Here is a 17225-nt window from a genome sequence, read left to right on the forward strand (position 1 = left end):
TCCAGCACGGGGATGTCTTATCAAATGGAGTGACTATGGGCGATCGACGATGGATGAAGGCGGCTCTCATGGCGGCCCTCGCGGGAGCGGCGCTGGCGGGCTTCGGCGGGGCGGCCTCGGCGGCAAAGAGCAAGGAGGGGGATCCGCAGTTCGCATCCGGAGCGCGGATTTTGTTTCAGGGAGACTCGATTACCGAGGGCGGCCGCTGGCGTAACGACGATTTGAACCATATTATGGGACAGGATTACGCGTATCTCATTGCCGCGCGCTGCGGGGCGCGGCATCCCGAGTCCAGCTGGACCTTCCTCAATCGTGGGGTCAGCGGCGAGAAGGTGACGGACCTCGCCAAACGCTGGACCGAGGACGCCGTCGCGCTCAAGCCGGACCTCTTGAGCGTTCTCGTCGGCGTCAACGACACGGCGAGCGTCGTCGAGAGCGGCGGCGCCGGCGGCGTGGGCGCGGAGGAGTACGAGCGGGTGTACGATCAGATCTTACAGCAGTCGCTCCGCGCCAATCCGAATCTGAAGATCGTCCTGGGCGAGCCGTTCATCGAGCCGGGAGCGCGCACGACGGATCATGCGGAGTTTTGGAGCGCGGAGCTCAAGAAGAAACAGGAAGCGGTAGAGCGGCTGGCGGCCAAATACCACGCGCCGGTCGTCCACTACCAGAAGATGTTCGACGACGCGATCCACAAGTCCAAGACGCCCGTCACGTATTGGATTTGGGACGGCGTTCACCCCACGTACGCGGGCCATCAGCTCATGGCCGACGAATGGCTGCGAACCGTCGACACGTTCTACTATCACGGCCGGCAAAATAGGAGTTCCCCGTACTGAAGCTCTGACCCCGCATTGAAATACGGGGCTGGGGGCGCTACGCGCCGACCGTCCGTGCCGGACGGAAGAATGTGATCGTTTGCGTTGGCAATCTTCCGTCCGGCGCGGACGGTCGGCGCGAAGCGCCCCCAGCCATGTAATTTATTGCGTGGTCCTTAATGCGAAGCGCTCCCAGCCGGGTAGTTCATTGCCCAGCCAGCCACCCTGCCTACTGCTCGTAAGCGCCCACGTCAATATTCGCGCCCCGGACGCGCGGGGCGCCGGCGATATCGAGAAGACCTTCCAGCGTCGTCCCCAGGTTCACGCCCGCGCCGACGGCGGGGGATGTTGCGGCGACTCGGAAATCCAGCGCGGCGGCGTTCACAAATTGCGGGCTGGCGAACTTCGAGGCCGAGTCGTTTTTCGTCCCGATCTGAAACGCGGAGAAGCCGGTCCAGGTCACGCCGTTCCACAGCCACTCGCCGCTGGCGGCGCCGACGGCGCTGTAGTACAGGTTGTTGGCCAGTGTCGCCGGCGCGGCGGCGCTGCGTGTGAAGCTGTTGACGAACAGCCCCTGCGCGCCGGCGCTGACGATATTATTGTCGAAGATATTATTCGTCGCGTGGTACTGGATCTGAAACTCGCCGCTTCCGGTGGAGTTGATGTCGTTATTGCAGAGCGTGTTGTTCACGATCGCGCACCGGTCGGTCCCGCCGACCGTCGCGGCGTATCCGCCGATGGTGACGCCGACCATGTAAGAATCATAAACGATGTTGCTTCGAGCGGTCACTTCGCTGGTGACTTTGCCCTTATGCTCGCTGGCGAGTTCGATACCGATATCTGCATGGTGAATGACATTGCGCTCGACCGTGATGCGCGTTCCGCCATCGACATAAATCCCATCCGCGCCCAGCGAACCGCCATACGCGGGGTTCTTGGCAGACGTGATATTGTAAACCAGATTGCCGCTGATCACGCCGTCGCGCGCCTGATCCGTGCTCGCGACAGGCGATGTCCCTTCAAACCCAATGGCGTCAATCCCAATATTGTTGTTGTCGTGCACCTGGTTATTCGTCACCTGGAAGTTCTGGACGTTTCCATTGATCGTCACCGATTCACTCTGGCCGGTCTTCAGATGGTCCACTTCGTTGCCGCTGATCACGAGATTGCCGATCGGCGCCGCGCCATTCGTCCCATAAACCGCCACGCCCAGCGCGTTCCCTGACGCGCTGGTCACGGTGGTTGTGATATTGTGAACGTGGTTGCCAAGGATCTGAATATTCGTCCCCGCACCCGTGATAAAGATCCCCACAGGAACGTTACTGCTGCTCGCCGTCGTGAATCCGCCGATATCAAACCCCTGCACGATCACATAACTCTGGTTCGCAATATCGATCAGCCCGGACTGCCCGCCCGGCGACAGCCCCTTGCCGCTCACCGACGCCACCTCCCCGGGATAGCTGCGAAACGTCAAATATCCCCCCGCCGCCGATCCCGAGCGACGGATCTTCACCTGCTCATTATAGACCCCGCCCCGCACATAAACCGTCCCGCCCGCCGTCACCGCGTCCGCCGCATATTGAATCGTCCGCCACGGCAACGCCAGCGTCCCCGGATTGGCATTGTTGCCGTTCGCGGCCACATAATACGTCTTGCCGACTCCCTGACTAGCCATCTCCGCCAAACTCTGCGCAGACGCTTGTGTACAGACCGACACTCCCATGATTGCAACGGCGCAGCCCCAACGCCACGCCCGCTCGATCGACGAATAGATCACGGCAAATTACTCCTTCGGCGCCCATCACAACAAAAACGCAAACGTTTACGTAAAGGCAACTCAGTATATCACCCTACCCGATTCGTGTCAACGAGAAATCTCAAGGCAGCTCGCGCGCGCCGATGCTGGCCCAAAGAAAAGCCAACATCGACGCGCATATGGAACTGTCTTCATTAGTCATACACTGTCCCCGCCATGCTTACCTTTCCGGCGCGTATCCACTCGCTCCCATAGCTGCTTCCAGAAATCCGGGGTTACGGGAATAGCGTCTCCACTTTCCAGTCCTTCCAGGAGAAGAGTTTCCAACCGCTCTTGCGCTTTGCGCTTTTTGTCTTCGCGAATAAGTTCACGCAAATACTCGCTCGTGGTTCCATATCCACCGTCCGCGACTTGCGCCTCAACATAATCTTTCAGATTCTCCGGCAGAGAGACATTCATATTCGTCATCATGTGCGGCCTCCTACTAACACCCTGGCATATGTAAGCAGATTATGCCATAAAATACCTATTCTTGTGCGGGCGCCTAAGATTTCGCCGCCAGGTTTCCCGCCGCCCTCACCATTATTGTATAATGAATCTAGCAAGAGAGCGAGTATTTGTGACAGGTCTCATTTTCAGGACGAATTATGCCTACCGACAACACCGCCTGCGATGTCTGGATTGTTTGCGCCCTTGCGGAAGAAGCAGAGGCGACGACCAAAGTCATCGCCGAGCAATGCGGCGTCCAGTTTACAGACGATTACGCTAAGCAAAACAATAAGCGCCAGTACAAATGGACGATCATCAAAAATGATGTCGGGGAATCGCTGAACGTTCGTGTTTCCTGGGCTCCGGGCGCCGGGCCGCAGGAGATGGGCCTCCACCTTCAAGCCCTTCTGAATGAAATGCCGGCGCGGTTTGTGGGAATGACTGGCATCTGCGCCGGCGAGCGGGACAAAACGGCGCTCGGCGATCTCATTGTCGGGGAGCGAGCGTTTCTCTACGATCAGGGTAAAGTTGTTCTCAACGAGCACGGCCAGCCGGTCCACAAGCACGATGTCGAAACCTGGGGGCCGAACCGCGACACGCTCCAATACGTGCGCAGTTTTGACGGATGGAAGCCCCTCGTCGCCAAGCTCCCCCGACGCCCCACCCGCCGGCAACAGCGCGACTGGCTGATCGATTGGCTCCTCCAAAATCCGACTCTCTCCCTCAACGACATTCCCGACCCAGAAATCGACGCCCACGCTCCCAATGTCGTGCAGATCGCTCAGAAATTGCCCAAGATCTTCACGAAGAAATACCAGCTCACGGCGACATATCGCAAAATCAATCGCCGCTTCGATCCCGCCTATCACGACCCCAAAGCCAGCAAAGCGCACATCGTTCCCGTCGCCAGCGGAAACGCCGTCCGCGCCGACAATCCTTTTGCCCAGATCCAGACTCCCATCCGAAGCGCCATCGCCCTCGAAATGGAAGGCGCCACCTTCTACCGCATTGTCAGTAAAGACTTCCCCGGCGCCCACTCCCTCTTCGTCAAAGGAGTCTGCGATTACGCCGATCCTGAAAAAGACGATTCCTACCACCACTACGCCGCCGAAGCGTCCGCGCTCTACATGCTCAGCTTCATCCAGAAATACGTAACTGAAGAGCTGATGCCGCGCCCGACCGCATCTCACCAAGACGCCTCACAGGGAGAAACGCCGCCGCGTTTGCCCGCCGACTTGCCCAAAGATCTCCCATTCTTCACGGGCCGCGATCGATTCATCGAGCAGATACGGGAAGCGCTGGCGGACACCGCCGGAGCCGATCCTCCATTACCCATTGCCATCACCGCCCTCGGCGGCGAAGGGAAAACCTCGTGCGCGGCGCGCTATTGCCACCAGTACGCACAAAATTACAACGCGATATTCTGGATCCAGGCGCAAAGCAAAACGACATTGGCCGAAGGCTACGCCGCCATCGCTTCCCGCATGGGCCTGAGCGCGGCGACTGAAGCAGATCAAACACTTGTGATTCGCGCCGTCAAGCATTGGCTCGAAAGCAACCATGACTGGCTGATGGTACTCGACAACGCAGACGATCTTACCATCGTGCGCGATTTCATTCCCTCGCATTACGGAGGCCACATCCTCATCACCTCCCAGGAAAGCGCCGTCGGGGATATCGCACACGCCATGGAGTTGCCCAAACTCTCACTCGAAGACAGCGCGCTCCTTCTGCTTCGACGCGCAAAGCGAATCTCCCGAAACAGACCATTCGATCACGCAACCACAGAAGACAAGGAGGCCGCGCTGAGCATCGCCGCCGAAGTCGAATGCCTGCCGCTAGCGCTAGACCAAGCAGGCGCCTACATCGAAGAAGCGAAAATCTCTCCCGCGAAATATCTCACCGAGTTCAAATCGCGCGCGGCGGAGCTACTCAAGAAGAACGGAAAAATGTCCGACCAAGCCCGTAAGTCGGTCACCATCACATTCTCACTCGCCTTTGAAAAAGTAAACACCGCCCACCCCCTCGCCGGCGACCTCCTGCGATGTTGCGCCTTCCTCGCCCCCTCCAATATTCCTGAGAGCATATTCACACAAAGCAAACCTGAATTCGGCGATCTCTGGCTTCACGCCGCCAATCCAAACTTCTGGGACGAAATCGTTAGTGAAGCCCGCCGTTATTCGCTTTTGACTCGGGATAGCGAAAACGATACCCTGAGCATCCACCGTCTGGTGCAAATCGTATTGAGAGATGCCATATCTGAGACAGACCGCAGAAATTGGGCGAATACAGCGATAAACGCCATATCTTATGCGTTCCCATCATTCGAGTACGAATTTTGGCAATCATGCGATCAAATGTTGCCACATGCCCTTGCCTGCATTGATCGAGTCAATAGATATCAAATTGCGTCTTACGAAGCCGGTATTCTTCTCATGGAAACTGCCTCCTATCTAAACGAACGCGCCCAATACGTGCAGGCAGAACAACTATATGATTCTACTATTCGTATTCTGATCTCTTCCGTCGGGCCAGAACACCCCGACACACTCAGCTCCATCGCTGGACTGGCGATCATCTATGTCAACCAAGGACGATACAATGATGCGGAGCCACTATATTTGCAAGTCAAGGAGATCCAGGAACGAGTGCTGGGCAAGGAGCACCCCGACACGCTCGGCTCCGTTCATAACCTCGCGCTCCTCTATGACAACCAAGGCCGATACGAGGAGGCGGAGCCGATGTATTTGCAGGTCACGGAGATATGGGAACGAGTGCTTGGCAAGGAGCATCCCGACACGCTCAGCTCCATCAACAACCTGGCGAACCTCTATAAGAACCAAGGACGATACGAGGAGGCGGAGCCGATGTATTTGCAGGTCAAGGAGATCCGAGAGCGAGTGCTTGGCAAGGAGCATCCCAACACGCTCAGCTCCATCAACAACCTGGCGAACCTCTATAGCGACCGAGGCCGATATGAGGAGGCGGAGCCGCTGTATTTGCTGGTCAAAGAGATCCAAGAACGAGTGCTTGGCAAGGAGCATCCCGACACACTCAGTTCCACCAATAATCTGGCGGGCCTCTATGTCAACCAAGGTCGATATGAGGAGGCGGAGCCGCTGTATTTGCTAGCCAAGGAGATCCGAGAACGAGTGCTTGGCAAGGAGCATCCCGACACACTCAGCTCCATCAACAACCTAGCGCTCCTCTATAGCAACCAAGGCCGATATGAGGAAGCGGAGCCGCTGTATTTGCGGGTAGTTTCTGGATTTGAGAAGAAGCTGGGCAAAAATCACCCTTGGACAAAGATAGCTGTGCGCGGTTACGTTTTCGTGCTTCGCCAATTGGGCCGCGCCGCCGAAGCGGACGCCTTGGAAGCGAGGTTTGCAGACTGAGGTAATCCGAAAAGTCTCCGCCCTAGCGCTGTTGCTGTTTCGCCTCCGCCAGCGTCTTAATATGCTCCATTACCCTCAAATGCACGTGGCGGATGACGTCCTGCGTCCACCAATCAAAATACGTCACAGGATAGACATTGAGTTTGTACCAGCTTGTGCCGGTCAGGGTGGTGGTGCCGTTGGGGTTGCGTGTGAGGAGGAATTGGCCGCGTTCGAGTTTGAGGTGGCCGATGAGTTCGGGGTCGGGGGGCTGTCTCAGGATGTCGAAGGTGAGTTTTTGGTTGGGCTGGACTTCGACGATTTTTTCGTCGAAGATGGCGTTGTGGCTGAAGACGCAGGTGCGGCGGGAGCCGACGTAGGCGCCGTCGGAGGTGGCGGTCATGGGCATGGGAAGGCCGTGGTCGAAGAGCCAGTAGTGGGGCTTTTCGGTGAGGGCGGGGTAGTCGGCGATGTAGCGCCAGACCTGTTCGGGCGGGGCGTTGATGGTGATGGTGTCGACGCAGGCGCCGTGGAAGTGGTGCGGCGTGAGGCTGTCAGCGATGACGAGGGCAAGGAGAACGGGAGCGATGCTGAGGTTGAGGCGGTTGTTGTCGCGGATGAAGATCGCTTTGCCGATCATGCAGCCGATCCAGATCACCAGCATCAGGAGCGGCGACGCCATCACCAGGCAGATAACGCCTTCGCCGAGGAAGTAGGACGCGGCGCAAAGGGAGAGAATGCAGATCGCCACGGAGTAGCCGAAGTACTCCGGCCCGGTCAGGTCCAGGCGTTTCCAGCAGAAGGCCGCGAGGATTCCCATCGCCAGCGGCAGCACCGTGAAGTCCGACGCCAGGTAAAGGCCGTTGTTCGCGCCGCCTTTGTTGAACAGCCAGCGGCTGAGCAGCATCATCAGGATGGCGAAGACGTTGGAGGCGAGCAGGCCGACGAAGACCGCCACGCCGCGCGGCTCGCGCTTTGGCGGGGGCTGGTACGGGTTGGTCCAGGAGCCGCGCAGCGGCGCGGGCGCGGCGACGCCACAGGCGGGGCAGAGGATGTCGCTGGGCCGCAGTTCATAACCGCACTCTTCGCAAATACGAACGTTATCGGCTGAAGGCGTGGTCATGAGGCCATTCCTATTCTTGATTTCCCATCATCGCCAGCGCGATCGCGCCATACAAAGACGATTCGGCCCCAAGACGACTGAGGACGACCGGCGGGATCGGGACGATCTTGAGCTCCCGCTCCAGCACCGCGAGGGCGGGACCCAGAAGCGCGGAGCCGCCGCCGATCGCCACGCTGCCGCCGAGGACAATCACGTCGGGCAGGAGGATGGTCACGATATTGCGCAGGCCCTGTCCGAGGTTTTCGCCCACTTCACGCCATTCCTCGGGATCGAGCTGCTCGGCGGGTTTGCCGTAGATGCGCCGGATCCCGTTTCCGGAAACGTACGCCTCCAGACAGTCCGAAGCGCCGCACTCGCACACCACACGATCTGGATAAAGGCTGCGGCCGGGGATCGCCTGATGCGCCACTTCTGGGTGCGCGCCGTGGTAACCGCGATAGATGCGCCCGTCGAGCAGATACCCGCCGCCCATACCGGTGCTCAGCGTCAGGTAGAGCAGACGCCGTCCCTGGACTCCGCCGAAGCGGTACTCGGCCAGCGCGCCGGCGTTGGTGTCCACATCGACGGACAGCGGGCAGCCAAACTCCTTTTCGAAGATGCGCCGCAAGGGTACATCCCGCCATTCGGGCTGATGCAGCGGGGAAATCACCCCGCTTTCCCAGTTCAGCGGTCCGCCCGCCGCCGCTCCGAACGCCGTGACCGGCTCGCCGGCCGCCGCTTCCCGCGCCATGGCGATCAGCAGCGCCAGCCCCTCGTCAAGGTCCAGCGGCGTCTCCGCGCGCACCCGCCGCAGGATATTTCCCTGCGCGTCCGCCGCCCCCACGAGCAGCTTGGTGCCCCCGATATCCAGCCCGAGATAAAGCGCCATTCCGTCACCCCGCCGCCCGTAACGCCATGCTGACCTTATGATATCACAGATAACAGGAAGGTTACAATGGCTCGGCTTTCCACGGATGCCGTTTGCCGTCTTTTGATGTGCGGGTAAATCGTCCACACCATTTTATGACAACGATCCTCCACGATTCAAAACTGGAACTCCGCGCGAATCGCCTGAAAGGCCTTTATGAAAACTCGAAATTGGATCGCCCCCGCCCTCGTGCTGGCGGGGCTGTCGACATTGCCCTCGTTCGCGCAAATGCCCGCGAAGCCCGACCCGCAAATGAAGCAAGTCCTGGATTCGCTCGCATCGCTCCATCCCAAGCCCATTGAGACGCTGACGCCGGCGCAGGCGCGCAAGCAGCCGGGGCCGCCGGACGCAGTCAAGGCGCTGCTGAAGAAGCAGGGTAAGAGCACCGCCCCGGAACACGTCGCAAAAGTGGAAAACCGCACCGTTCCCGGCCCCGCCGGCCCGATCCCGGTGCGCGTCTATACGCCCGAAGGCAGCGGCCCCTTCCCCGTCCTGGTCTACTTCCATGGCGGCGGCTGGGTCATTGCCGGCGTTCAGGCGTATGATTCGACGCCCCGCGCCCTGGCGAACCTCGCCAAATGCGTCGTCGTCTCGGTCGGATACCGTATGGCGCCGGAGCACCGCTTCCCCGCCGCGCACATGGACTCCTACGCGGCGACCCAGTATATCATGAACCACACGGCGGAGTTCGGCGGCGATCCCAAGCATGTCGCGGTGGGCGGCGAGAGCGCCGGCGGCAACCTCGCGGCGTCCGTCTCCATCATGGCGCGCGACAAAAAGGGCAAGATGCCGGTCTACCAGATGCTGGTCTACCCGGTCTCGAACTACGGCTTCGATACGCCTTCTTATATCGAGAACGCCAAGGCCAAGCCGCTCAATAAGCCGATGATGAAGTGGTTCTTCAAATACACCGTGAGCAGCCCCAAGGACGCGTCAAACCCGTACCTCTCCATCAACCGCGAGAAAAATCTGCATGGCCTGCCGCCCGCGACGGTCATCACCGACCAGATCGACCCGCTGCGCAGTGAAGGCAAAACCTACGCCGACCACCTGAAAGCCGCCGGCGTTCCGGTGCAGTACCGCAACTACGACGGCGTCACGCACGAATTCTTCGGCATGGGCGCCGTTCTGGACAAGGCGAAAGCCGCGAACGCCTTCGCCGCCGACGGACTGAAATCGGCGTTCTCGAAATAATAATCGCCGGCGCACCACAAAAAACGCCGCATCGATTCCTAGAATCGATGCGGCGTTTTCATTTTTTGCCCCCCCTCTGCGATCTAGAGACAGGCGCTTTGCGGGGAACGCTTAATGTCCGTGGGGGTCGGTCTCCACATCTACCTTCCCTCGAAACGAGTGGAAGAGATACACGAAATATCCGATGGCGAGCACGATCGCGATGCTCCAGATGGTGACGCCGAGGCGAAGGCCGAGCGCGCCGGAGGAGCCGTTGAAGACGGTGACGGTGTAAGCCGGGGCGAGGGTCGAGATCAGGATGTTGGGGAACGCGCCGGCGGCCGTGGAGGCGAGCAGCATGGCGATGAAGACGACGGACGCCAGGAACGCGGGCAGTTCGCGCTTTTGTTTGAGCAGGAATAGGATCGCGGCCAGGGAGGCGGGCACGAGCAGGGCCAGCGGCCAGATCCAGGGGCGCGCGGCGAGGTTGTGGAAGATCAGGGGCTGGACATGTTGGGTCATGACGGTGACCGCGATCCCCACAGCAAGCACGGCGGGCCAGAGGACATTCGCGGCGACACGGCTGCGGCGATTGACTTCCCCCGGCGTTTTCCAGATCAAGTAAAGCGCGCCATGGAGGGTGAGGACCAGCAGCGCAAGCACGCCGACGCTCACGGTGTACCAATCCAGCACACCGGGATGCGGGCCGAGCTGGAAGTTTGTGAAGAGCGGGCCGCTGAAGTAGCCGGTCTGGTCGAGCGGCACTCCCCGGATGAGGTTGCCCAGCGCCGCGCCGAGCACGATCGCCATCAGCGTGGAGGAGACGAAGAAGAGGCCATCCCAGAGGCTGCGCCAGAGCGGACTTTCCTCCTTCGAGCGGAACTCGATCGAAAGGCCGCGCAGGATCAGCAGCCAGAGCACCATCATTAAGGGGAGATAGAAGCCACTGAAGCCGGCGGCGTAGGCGCGCGGGAACGCGAACACGATCACGCCGCCGCTGGAGATCAGCCACACTTCATTGCCGTCCCACACCGGGCCGATGGCGCCGAGCACCGTGCGCCGCTCGGCGTCGGTCCGCGCGACAAACAGGTGCAGGATCCCCGCGCCGAAGTCGAAACCGTCCAGCACGACATACGCCGCCAGCATCAGGGAGATGACGATAAACCAGAGGGTTTCCATTATTTGACCTCCACGGGAACGCGCCCGCCGGCGCCCGTCAGGTCAGCGCCTTGCTGAGGCTGCGGCCCCTTCGCGAGCTCTTTTCCGATCAAATAAAGAAACAAGATCCCCATCCCCAGATACAGGCCCATAAAGCCCAGCGTGGTGAAGGCGACGTTGCCGGCGACAACCGTCGGCGATGTCCCATGCATCGTGCGCTGAAGGCCGTAGATCAGCCAGGGCTGGCGCCCCAGCTCCGCCACCATCCAGCCGGCGGTGGTCGCGATGTAGGGGAATGGAAAGGCGAGCATCAGGATCCACATCATCGCGCGTGTCTTTTCCAATCGCCCGCGCCAGAGCAGCAGCGCCGACAGGCCCATGATCGCGATAAAGATCGTGCCCAGGCCCACCATGATATGATAGGCGTAGTACAGCAGCTCGATATTGTCCGGCTGCTGGTCCTTGGGGATATCGTTGAGGCCCGTGACGTTCGCGCCGAAGCTTCCGTACGCCAGATAGCTCAGGATACCGGGGACGACGATCGGATTGATCAGCTTGCGCGCGTTGACATCCGGCTGACCGATAATCGCCAACTCCGCCTTGTCGCCGCTGTCAAACTTTCCCTCCATCGCCGCCAGCGCCGGCTTTTGATATTGGGCCATCATCTTCCCGTGCATATCGCCGGTCGGGAATACCTGAACCAGGGAGGCGATCAGCCCGGCGATCACCCCGACCTTCAGACAGATCCGCGCGGTCTCCGGAAATTTACCCTGAAGCGTCCAGAACGCGCCGACGGCGGCGACCACGAACGCTCCCGTCACCACGGCCGCGCTCATGTTATGCAGATACTGCCAGATCGCCCAGGGATTGAGCAGGTAGACCCAGAATTCGGCAAGCTGGAGCCGCCCGCTGGGCGTCACCGAGTAGCCGACAGGGTGCTGCATGAAGGCGTTGGTGACGATGATGAAATAGCCGGACAGCCAGGAGCCGAAAAAGACCATAAAGGCCGCCAAGAGATGCATTCGGGGACTGAGCTTCTTCTCGCCAAAGAGAAAAAGACCCAGAAACGCCGATTCGGCGAAGAAGGCGAACATGCCCTCCATGGCGAGCGTGATGCCGATGACGCCGCCCGAGAAGTCCGAGAAACGCGACCAGTTGGTCCCGAACTGGAACTCCATCGGGATCCCCGTCACGACGCCGACCACGAAGTTAATGCCGAAGATCCGCGCCCAAAAGCGCGCCACATCTTGATATTGGCTATCGTTTCGCTTCATCGCGATGATTTTGAAGACCAAAATCAGCAGCGCCAGCCCCATCGTCAGCTGCGGAAACAGATAGTGATAAGTGATGGTGAAGCCGAATTGAAATCGGTGCCAAGCCAGTGCGTCCATAAGCCTCCCGTAACCGGCCGCTGGGCCGGAGACGCCCATATCTGGTGTAGTATGCCCAACAAATCGAAGGACGCCACACATGACTTCACGAATGGATGCGATCGGATTCCGCCAGAGACGCGAGATACCAGCGCTCGCAAGCGGGGCAGTAATGCATCCACCGCTCCTCCCGAACCACATGCAGCCAGCCGGAAACCGATGACGGCGCGACTCCGTTCAAAAGAGAGCGGAGCGCGACGAGAACATTCGCCGTCGCCATGCAGCCCGGCCCATCGCATGTCAGGCGCTGACCGTTGTGAGTGACGCTCATGGCAAATCGCCTCTTAACCCTCAGCGATGGGATCGCCCGTGCGGATAACCGTCATCAGACAAGCGTCGTCGCGAAAGAGACTCGGAGGCGCCGCGCCGCGCGTCCCCGCGAACACGCATTCCGCCAGCTGCGCGGCGCTGTTTGAGTCGTTGCAGCAGACGCGGCGCATCAGCAGCGCGACGCCCAGCGAGGGATTGCAGCGCGGAGCATGCTCAATCAAGCCGTCGGTGTAGATCGCCAGCGTATCGGACACGCCCAGGATCGTCGCGCGCTCCGCGAAATCATCCACAGGTCCTTCGCCAATCCGGGGGCCGGTGCGCGCGAGCAGCTCGACGCGATCCGTGCGCCCGCGGCGGCGCAGCGCCGGCTCGTGTCCTGCGTTGACATAAATCAGCGTTCCCGTCCGCGTGTTGTAAACCGCGGCGAATAAGCTTGCGGAACTGGCGAGAGCGCCGTTTCGGACGCAAAGACGGTTGACCTGCGCCGCCGCCTCGCCCGGCGATTGGGTGGAGCACAGCGCGAAACGGACCAACAAGCGCAAAACGACCGCCTGCTCCGCCGCTTCCAGCCCCTCGCCGCCGGCTTCCCCGACGACGAACGCATAACAGTGGCCGCCGATTGGAAAGACATCGTAGAAATCGCCGCCAAACGTCAAGCCCGGCGTGACCGCTTCATATTTGACGCCGATATCCAAACCCGGCGCATGCTCGATTTCGACCGGCGCGACCATGTTGCGCAGATGGTCCTGAAGTCGGCTTTCTCGCCCTTTCAGATCCCGGAATTGGGACGAAACCTTATCCGTCCACCGATCGACCTGTGTTTGGCAGGCGCCGCAATCTCCGGCCGTCACCGCCAGTTCCAGTCGTCCCCTACTTTTCGGCTTCACAACAGGCGAAGTATTCATTTGCGTCATCCCAGCCTCCACGGAAACGATCTTCGGCAGGGCTCCCTCAAAAGCAGCAACCCTGCCTTGAACACCATTCTAGCAAATCGCGAGCGCCGCGCCATCCCCCATTGGACGGATTCTGTTTCCGTCGCCATCACAAAATCCGCCGTTTCGCCGATGGCGCGCACCGCGCCGAAATGATACAATTCCCCCACAGCATATTGAAGACGAAGGAGTAAAAGCCATGGACGCCCCACTCAGCGCTCTCCCTGAGATACCGAAGGAGATTGGACTGGCGACGCGGTATATAGACCTTGGCGCATGTGTCGCAATCGCGGGCATGCCGGCGCAGGCGGCCGCGCTTTATCAGCGGGCATTGCTCGTGGATCCGGACAACGCCCTCGCTCGCCGAGCCCTGCGAGCTTTGGATCGACGCTGCGCCGAAAAGTTATGTCAGACGCACACCCCTTAACCTCTACCAGCCAAACTCTGGCGTCGGTGCTCGAGATCTCCAGTGAGGGGATCGTCGCGCTGGATCGCGCCCGGCGGATCGTCTGCTGGAACGCCGCCGCGGAGCGCATCTATGGTTATCAGGCTGGAGAGGCGATTGGGTTAACTCTGGACACTCTCTTAGACGGCGGCGATCTTCCCACGCGCCGCATCTTCGAGCGCGCTGAGAACGGCGCGAAGAGCGAAGGCGTGGAAGGCGTGCATCGACGGGCGAATGGGGCGCGTATCGATGTGATCATGAATGTCGGCCCGATCCATCGTGAAGACGGATCGGTGACGGGAAGCGTCCTGTTTGTCCGGGACGCCACGGAAGCGCGCGTGTCCGCGCAGCGGCTGGCGGCCTTGGAGGCGTTCGAGGAAGATAAAGGCGTCGTTCTGGAAACCGCAAGCCGCGTGGCGCTCGATATCCTGGCGAGCCGGACCGGGGTCGAAGCGCTCAGACATATCGCCGACGCCGCACGGACTCTGGCGCGGGCGCAGTACGCAGCGCTGGGAGTGGCGCGTCCGGACGGCCAGGGCCTGCTGGAGTTCGTGACCGTCGGCCTGACCACCGAGGAAGAGGCGGCGATCGGCCCGCGTCCGCACGGCGCGGGGATCCTCGGCCTGCTGCTGCGGCGCTCCGAGCCGCTGCGCATGGACGTGCTCTCCAACCACGCCAACGCGCACGGCTTCCCGCCAAACCATCCGCCGATGGACAGCTTTCTGGGCGTGCCGATCCGTCAGGGCGACACCATTCTCGGCAGCCTGTATTTGACCAACAAGCAGGGCGCCGATCACTTCTCGGAAGCGGACGAAATCTCCGTGCAGGCGCTCGGCGCGCACGCCGCCGTGGCGATCCACAACCTGCAAATGCTGTCACGCCAGCGGGCGCTCGTAAGCGGCCTGATCAACGCCCAGGAAGAAGAGCGCCGCGCCGTCGCATACGATCTGCACGACGGTCTTACCCAGTTCGTCATGGCCTCGCACATGCATATGGAGGCGTTCAAAATCGCCTACCACAAGGGCAGCAGCGAGCGCGCCATGCGCGAGCTGGACAAAGGGCTTCGCTATCTCAGCGACGCCGTGATTGAATCGCGCAGGCTCGTCAACGGCCTGCGCTCGCTGGCGCTCGACGACCTCGGCCTCGCGGGCGCTCTGGAGCAGCTATTCGCCGAAGAAAAGACGCGAGCGGGCTGGGCGGAAGCCGAGTTCCTGCACAACATCGCCGGCGAGCGGTTCGACAAAACCCTGGAGACCGCCGTCTACCGAGTCGCGCAGGAAGCGCTGACCAATATCCGCAAGCACGCCCGCGCCGACCGCGTCCGCCTGATGCTGCTGCGCGAACCGCGCATGCAGGAAAACTCCACACAGCTTGCCCTGGACATCCGCGACTGGGGCGGCGGCTTCCAGCGGGACGAAAGCGCCGGCGACCACGCCCACGTCGGCCTGCAAGGCATGGAAGAACGCACACGCCTCATGGGCGGCTCATTCACGGTGCGCAGCTCGCCCAGCGAAGGAACACAGATCCATGCGATCTTTCCGGTGATTCGGTGAGGAGATGGCAAACCCACCCCGGCGCTTCGCGCCACCCCTCCCGCCGACGGGAAGGGTTTGTAGGATTGCCTCTTACAGAAGCTGCTTGCGATAACACGCTCTGAAATCACCCTTCCCGTCGGCGGGAGGGGTGGCGCGAAGCGCCGGGGTGGGTTTGCCAGGACGGGAGCACGCGAAGCGCCGGGGTAAGTAGAAGCTGGAATGCAAATGAGAACGATATGACACAAGAACAAACGTTAACAACCGTCGAAATCGTCCTGGTGGATGACCACGGAATCTGGCGCGACGGCGTGAAAAGCCTGCTCGAAGACACGGAGTTTCAGGTGATCGGCGAGGCCGCCTCGGGTAAGGAGGCAATGGCGCTTCTTCAGACCGTGCGGCCGCGTCTGCTGTTGCTCGATATCCGCATGGCCGGCGGCGACGGCCTCGACACGCTGCAAGCGATCAAAGCCCAGCATCCCGAAATCAGCGTCGTCATGCTGACCACCTACGACAACCCCACCTACATGGCGCGCGCGGTCGCCGGCGGCGCATCCGGATATCTGCTCAAAGGCGTTGGCGCGGAAGAATTGTTAACTTCACTGCGCGTTGTGGCGAGCGGCGACGCGCTTATCTCCCCGAAAGACCTCAGCCGCTCGCTGCGCAGCGTCAATCCCGAAGGCGCGGGCGACGCCGATCTGATCAAGCCTCTCAGCACACGAGAATTGGAAGTCCTGCGGCTGCTCGCCACCGGACTGAACAATCGCGATATCGCCGGCCTGCTCTTCGTTTCCGAAGGCACGGTCAAAACTCACGTCGAACACATCATCGGCAAACTTGGCGTCTCTGATCGTGTCCAGGCCGTCGTCTGGGCGGCGCGGCACGGGGTCATTTCCCTGGAGACGGGTTAACACCTCATTACAAACGACTGATCTTTCTCCACAACCGGTTATTTCCAGACTCGCTGGGGTAAAGCTTGACACACCGTCGGTCCCAGCAGTCAGCTTCACGGAATCACCACTCAGGAGAAATTTGATGTCGAACATAGAAACAACCCACGAATCGGAAGAGATCGCGCAAGACAGCCCGGGCCGCCGAGCGTTCTTGACGCGCATGGCCGCCGCCGGCCTGGGAGTCGCCGCGATGGGCTTGGCCCAGAAGGCGCAGGCGGCCATGGCGCCGCACCAGCCGGAGGCCGACACCGGCCATAACTACCTCATGCCGTCGCCGCACGCGACAACGGAAAAGCAGTTCCGCATGGGCGTCATCGGACCAGCCACGCTGTCCCTGCTCACCAGTCAGATCGCGGTGGATAAGGCGACCGATCCCGCCGCGAAGGAGTTCGCGAACTTCGAGTTGCGCGAAGCCATCGGTGTCACCACGGTCCTGAAAAGCCTGAACACGCCGACTCCGCCCATGGACGCCAAGGCGCGCGCCACACTGCAAAAGATCAAGACACTGCCCGCCGGCGCGGACTTTGACAAGACATACATCTCCGCCCAGCTTGCGAACCACGAGTTCCTGCGCGATCTCGCCGAAACGTACCTAGCGAACTCCACCGGCCACACCAGTATGCCCGAAATGCACGGACGGCACCTGGCGATGCTGGCGCTCGCGACCTTCAAAGAACACGTCGTTCACACCAAAAACATTCTGAAGACGTTATAGCCCGGCCTCACTGGGGTAGTCTTGCACGATAGCATCGAACCCGAGTATAAAACTCGGGCCTTGGGAGTCGCTTCGCGACTAACCGTCCGTTCCGGACGGAAGAAATTGTGTGCGATTGCTGGCATTTGCGTCCGGCACGGACGCTTAGCGACT

The 17225-nt window shown here is 60.8% G+C and carries 16 protein-coding genes; 8 read left to right on the plus strand and 8 right to left on the minus strand.

Annotation, left to right across the window (positions count from 1 at the left end; translation table 11 throughout):
- Window positions 1-35: 35 nt before the first annotated feature.
- A complete protein-coding gene (locus D5261_RS03385; protein WP_119323368.1) occupies window positions 36-836 on the plus strand; it encodes an SGNH/GDSL hydrolase family protein in 801 nt (266 codons plus the stop codon).
- Between the two features lie 208 nt (window positions 837-1044).
- On the opposite strand, the gene D5261_RS03390 is transcribed toward D5261_RS03385, so the two are convergent.
- Window positions 1045-2592: a right-handed parallel beta-helix repeat-containing protein gene (locus D5261_RS03390; RefSeq protein WP_218025698.1), complete on the minus strand. Its 1548-nt coding sequence runs from the start codon at window positions 2590-2592 to the stop codon at window positions 1045-1047.
- Window positions 2593-2769: 177 nt separating this feature from the next.
- Entirely contained in the window at window positions 2770-3042 is a 273-nt protein-coding gene (locus tag D5261_RS03395) for a type II toxin-antitoxin system ParD family antitoxin (RefSeq protein WP_218025699.1), read from the minus strand.
- A gap of 176 nt (window positions 3043-3218) precedes the next feature.
- Here D5261_RS03395 and fxsT point away from each other — a divergent pair, with 176 nt between their 5' ends.
- The gene (gene fxsT, locus D5261_RS03400; RefSeq protein ID WP_119323369.1) at window positions 3219-6455 is read left to right on the plus strand and encodes an FxSxx-COOH system tetratricopeptide repeat protein; all 3237 of its coding nucleotides are present in this window, start codon (window positions 3219-3221) and stop codon (window positions 6453-6455) included.
- Between the two features lie 22 nt (window positions 6456-6477).
- Here the strand turns inward: fxsT and D5261_RS03405 are convergent, their stop codons facing one another.
- Together D5261_RS03405 and D5261_RS03410 are read right to left on the minus strand one after the other, a co-directional pair.
- A complete protein-coding gene (locus tag D5261_RS03405) occupies window positions 6478-7557 on the minus strand; it encodes an SRPBCC family protein (RefSeq protein ID WP_119323370.1) in 1080 nt (359 codons plus the stop codon).
- 10 nt (window positions 7558-7567) lie between these two features.
- Window positions 7568-8425 carry an ROK family protein gene (locus D5261_RS03410; RefSeq protein ID WP_119323371.1) on the minus strand — a complete coding sequence of 286 codons (858 nt, stop codon included), beginning with the start codon at window positions 8423-8425 and terminating at the stop codon, window positions 7568-7570.
- Between the two features lie 195 nt (window positions 8426-8620).
- Between D5261_RS03410 and lipP1 the strand changes: the two genes are divergently transcribed.
- On the plus strand, window positions 8621-9658 hold the full coding sequence (gene lipP1 / locus D5261_RS03415) for a LipP1 family hormone-sensitive lipase (RefSeq protein WP_165864450.1): 1038 nt from the start codon (window positions 8621-8623) through the stop codon (window positions 9656-9658).
- A gap of 111 nt (window positions 9659-9769) precedes the next feature.
- On the opposite strand, the gene cydB is transcribed toward lipP1, so the two are convergent.
- From cydB to D5261_RS03435, 4 genes are all read right to left on the minus strand, one after another.
- On the minus strand, window positions 9770-10816 hold the full coding sequence (gene cydB, locus D5261_RS03420) for a cytochrome d ubiquinol oxidase subunit II (protein ID WP_119323372.1): 1047 nt from the start codon (window positions 10814-10816) through the stop codon (window positions 9770-9772).
- Entirely contained in the window at window positions 10816-12186 is a 1371-nt protein-coding gene (locus D5261_RS03425) for a cytochrome ubiquinol oxidase subunit I (protein ID WP_119323373.1), read from the minus strand. The genes cydB and D5261_RS03425 overlap by 1 nt, the downstream gene beginning before the upstream one ends.
- Before the next feature lie 85 nt (window positions 12187-12271).
- Entirely contained in the window at window positions 12272-12496 is a 225-nt protein-coding gene (locus D5261_RS03430; RefSeq protein WP_119323374.1) for a hypothetical protein, read from the minus strand.
- A gap of 13 nt (window positions 12497-12509) precedes the next feature.
- Entirely contained in the window at window positions 12510-13400 is an 891-nt protein-coding gene (locus D5261_RS03435) for a PP2C family protein-serine/threonine phosphatase (RefSeq protein ID WP_165864451.1), read from the minus strand.
- On the opposite strand from D5261_RS03435, the gene D5261_RS03440 reads away from it, so the two are divergent.
- The 5 genes from D5261_RS03440 to D5261_RS03460 all read left to right on the plus strand — a co-directional run bounded on the left by D5261_RS03440 (window position 13401) and on the right by D5261_RS03460 (window position 17072).
- Complete coding sequence (locus D5261_RS03440; protein WP_119323376.1) at window positions 13401-13583, plus strand: hypothetical protein; 183 nt, start codon at window positions 13401-13403, stop codon at window positions 13581-13583.
- A 43-nt stretch (window positions 13584-13626) separates the two neighbouring features.
- Window positions 13627-13854, plus strand: a complete 228-nt coding sequence (locus tag D5261_RS03445) for a hypothetical protein (RefSeq protein ID WP_165864452.1) — start codon at window positions 13627-13629, stop codon at window positions 13852-13854.
- Complete coding sequence (locus D5261_RS03450; RefSeq protein WP_165864453.1) at window positions 13833-15425, plus strand: sensor histidine kinase; 1593 nt, start codon at window positions 13833-13835, stop codon at window positions 15423-15425. The genes D5261_RS03445 and D5261_RS03450 overlap by 22 nt, the downstream gene beginning before the upstream one ends.
- A gap of 218 nt (window positions 15426-15643) precedes the next feature.
- Complete coding sequence (locus tag D5261_RS03455) at window positions 15644-16315, plus strand: response regulator (protein WP_119323378.1); 672 nt, start codon at window positions 15644-15646, stop codon at window positions 16313-16315.
- A 124-nt stretch (window positions 16316-16439) separates the two neighbouring features.
- Entirely contained in the window at window positions 16440-17072 is a 633-nt protein-coding gene (locus D5261_RS03460; RefSeq protein WP_119323379.1) for a DUF4142 domain-containing protein, read from the plus strand.
- Window positions 17073-17225 lie beyond the last annotated feature (153 nt).

Origin of the sequence: Capsulimonas corticalis, assembly GCF_003574315.2 — a bacterium.
Lineage (GTDB): Bacteria > Armatimonadota > Armatimonadia > Armatimonadales > Capsulimonadaceae > Capsulimonas > Capsulimonas corticalis.

Bases quoted from the DNA above. Each gene is read 5' to 3' on its own strand.
- D5261_RS03450 (WP_165864453.1), top strand. From the start codon at position 13,833: ATGTCAGACGCACACCCCTTAACCTCTACCAGCCAAACTCTGGCGTCG.
- D5261_RS03395 (WP_218025699.1), bottom strand. From the start codon at position 3,042: ATGATGACGAATATGAATGTCTCTCTGCCGGAGAATCTGAAAGATTAT.
- D5261_RS03455 (WP_119323378.1), top strand. From the start codon at position 15,644: ATGACACAAGAACAAACGTTAACAACCGTCGAAATCGTCCTGGTGGAT.
- D5261_RS03385 (WP_119323368.1), top strand. From the start codon at position 36: ATGGGCGATCGACGATGGATGAAGGCGGCTCTCATGGCGGCCCTCGCG.
- D5261_RS03425 (WP_119323373.1), bottom strand. From the start codon at position 12,186: ATGGACGCACTGGCTTGGCACCGATTTCAATTCGGCTTCACCATCACT.
- fxsT (WP_119323369.1), top strand. From the start codon at position 3,219: ATGCCTACCGACAACACCGCCTGCGATGTCTGGATTGTTTGCGCCCTT.
- D5261_RS03410 (WP_119323371.1), bottom strand. From the start codon at position 8,425: ATGGCGCTTTATCTCGGGCTGGATATCGGGGGCACCAAGCTGCTCGTG.
- cydB (WP_119323372.1), bottom strand. From the start codon at position 10,816: ATGGAAACCCTCTGGTTTATCGTCATCTCCCTGATGCTGGCGGCGTAT.
- D5261_RS03430 (WP_119323374.1), bottom strand. From the start codon at position 12,496: ATGAGCGTCACTCACAACGGTCAGCGCCTGACATGCGATGGGCCGGGC.
- D5261_RS03405 (WP_119323370.1), bottom strand. From the start codon at position 7,557: ATGACCACGCCTTCAGCCGATAACGTTCGTATTTGCGAAGAGTGCGGT.
- D5261_RS03460 (WP_119323379.1), top strand. From the start codon at position 16,440: ATGTCGAACATAGAAACAACCCACGAATCGGAAGAGATCGCGCAAGAC.
- lipP1 (WP_165864450.1), top strand. From the start codon at position 8,621: ATGAAAACTCGAAATTGGATCGCCCCCGCCCTCGTGCTGGCGGGGCTG.
- D5261_RS03435 (WP_165864451.1), bottom strand. From the start codon at position 13,400: ATGAATACTTCGCCTGTTGTGAAGCCGAAAAGTAGGGGACGACTGGAA.
- D5261_RS03445 (WP_165864452.1), top strand. From the start codon at position 13,627: ATGGACGCCCCACTCAGCGCTCTCCCTGAGATACCGAAGGAGATTGGA.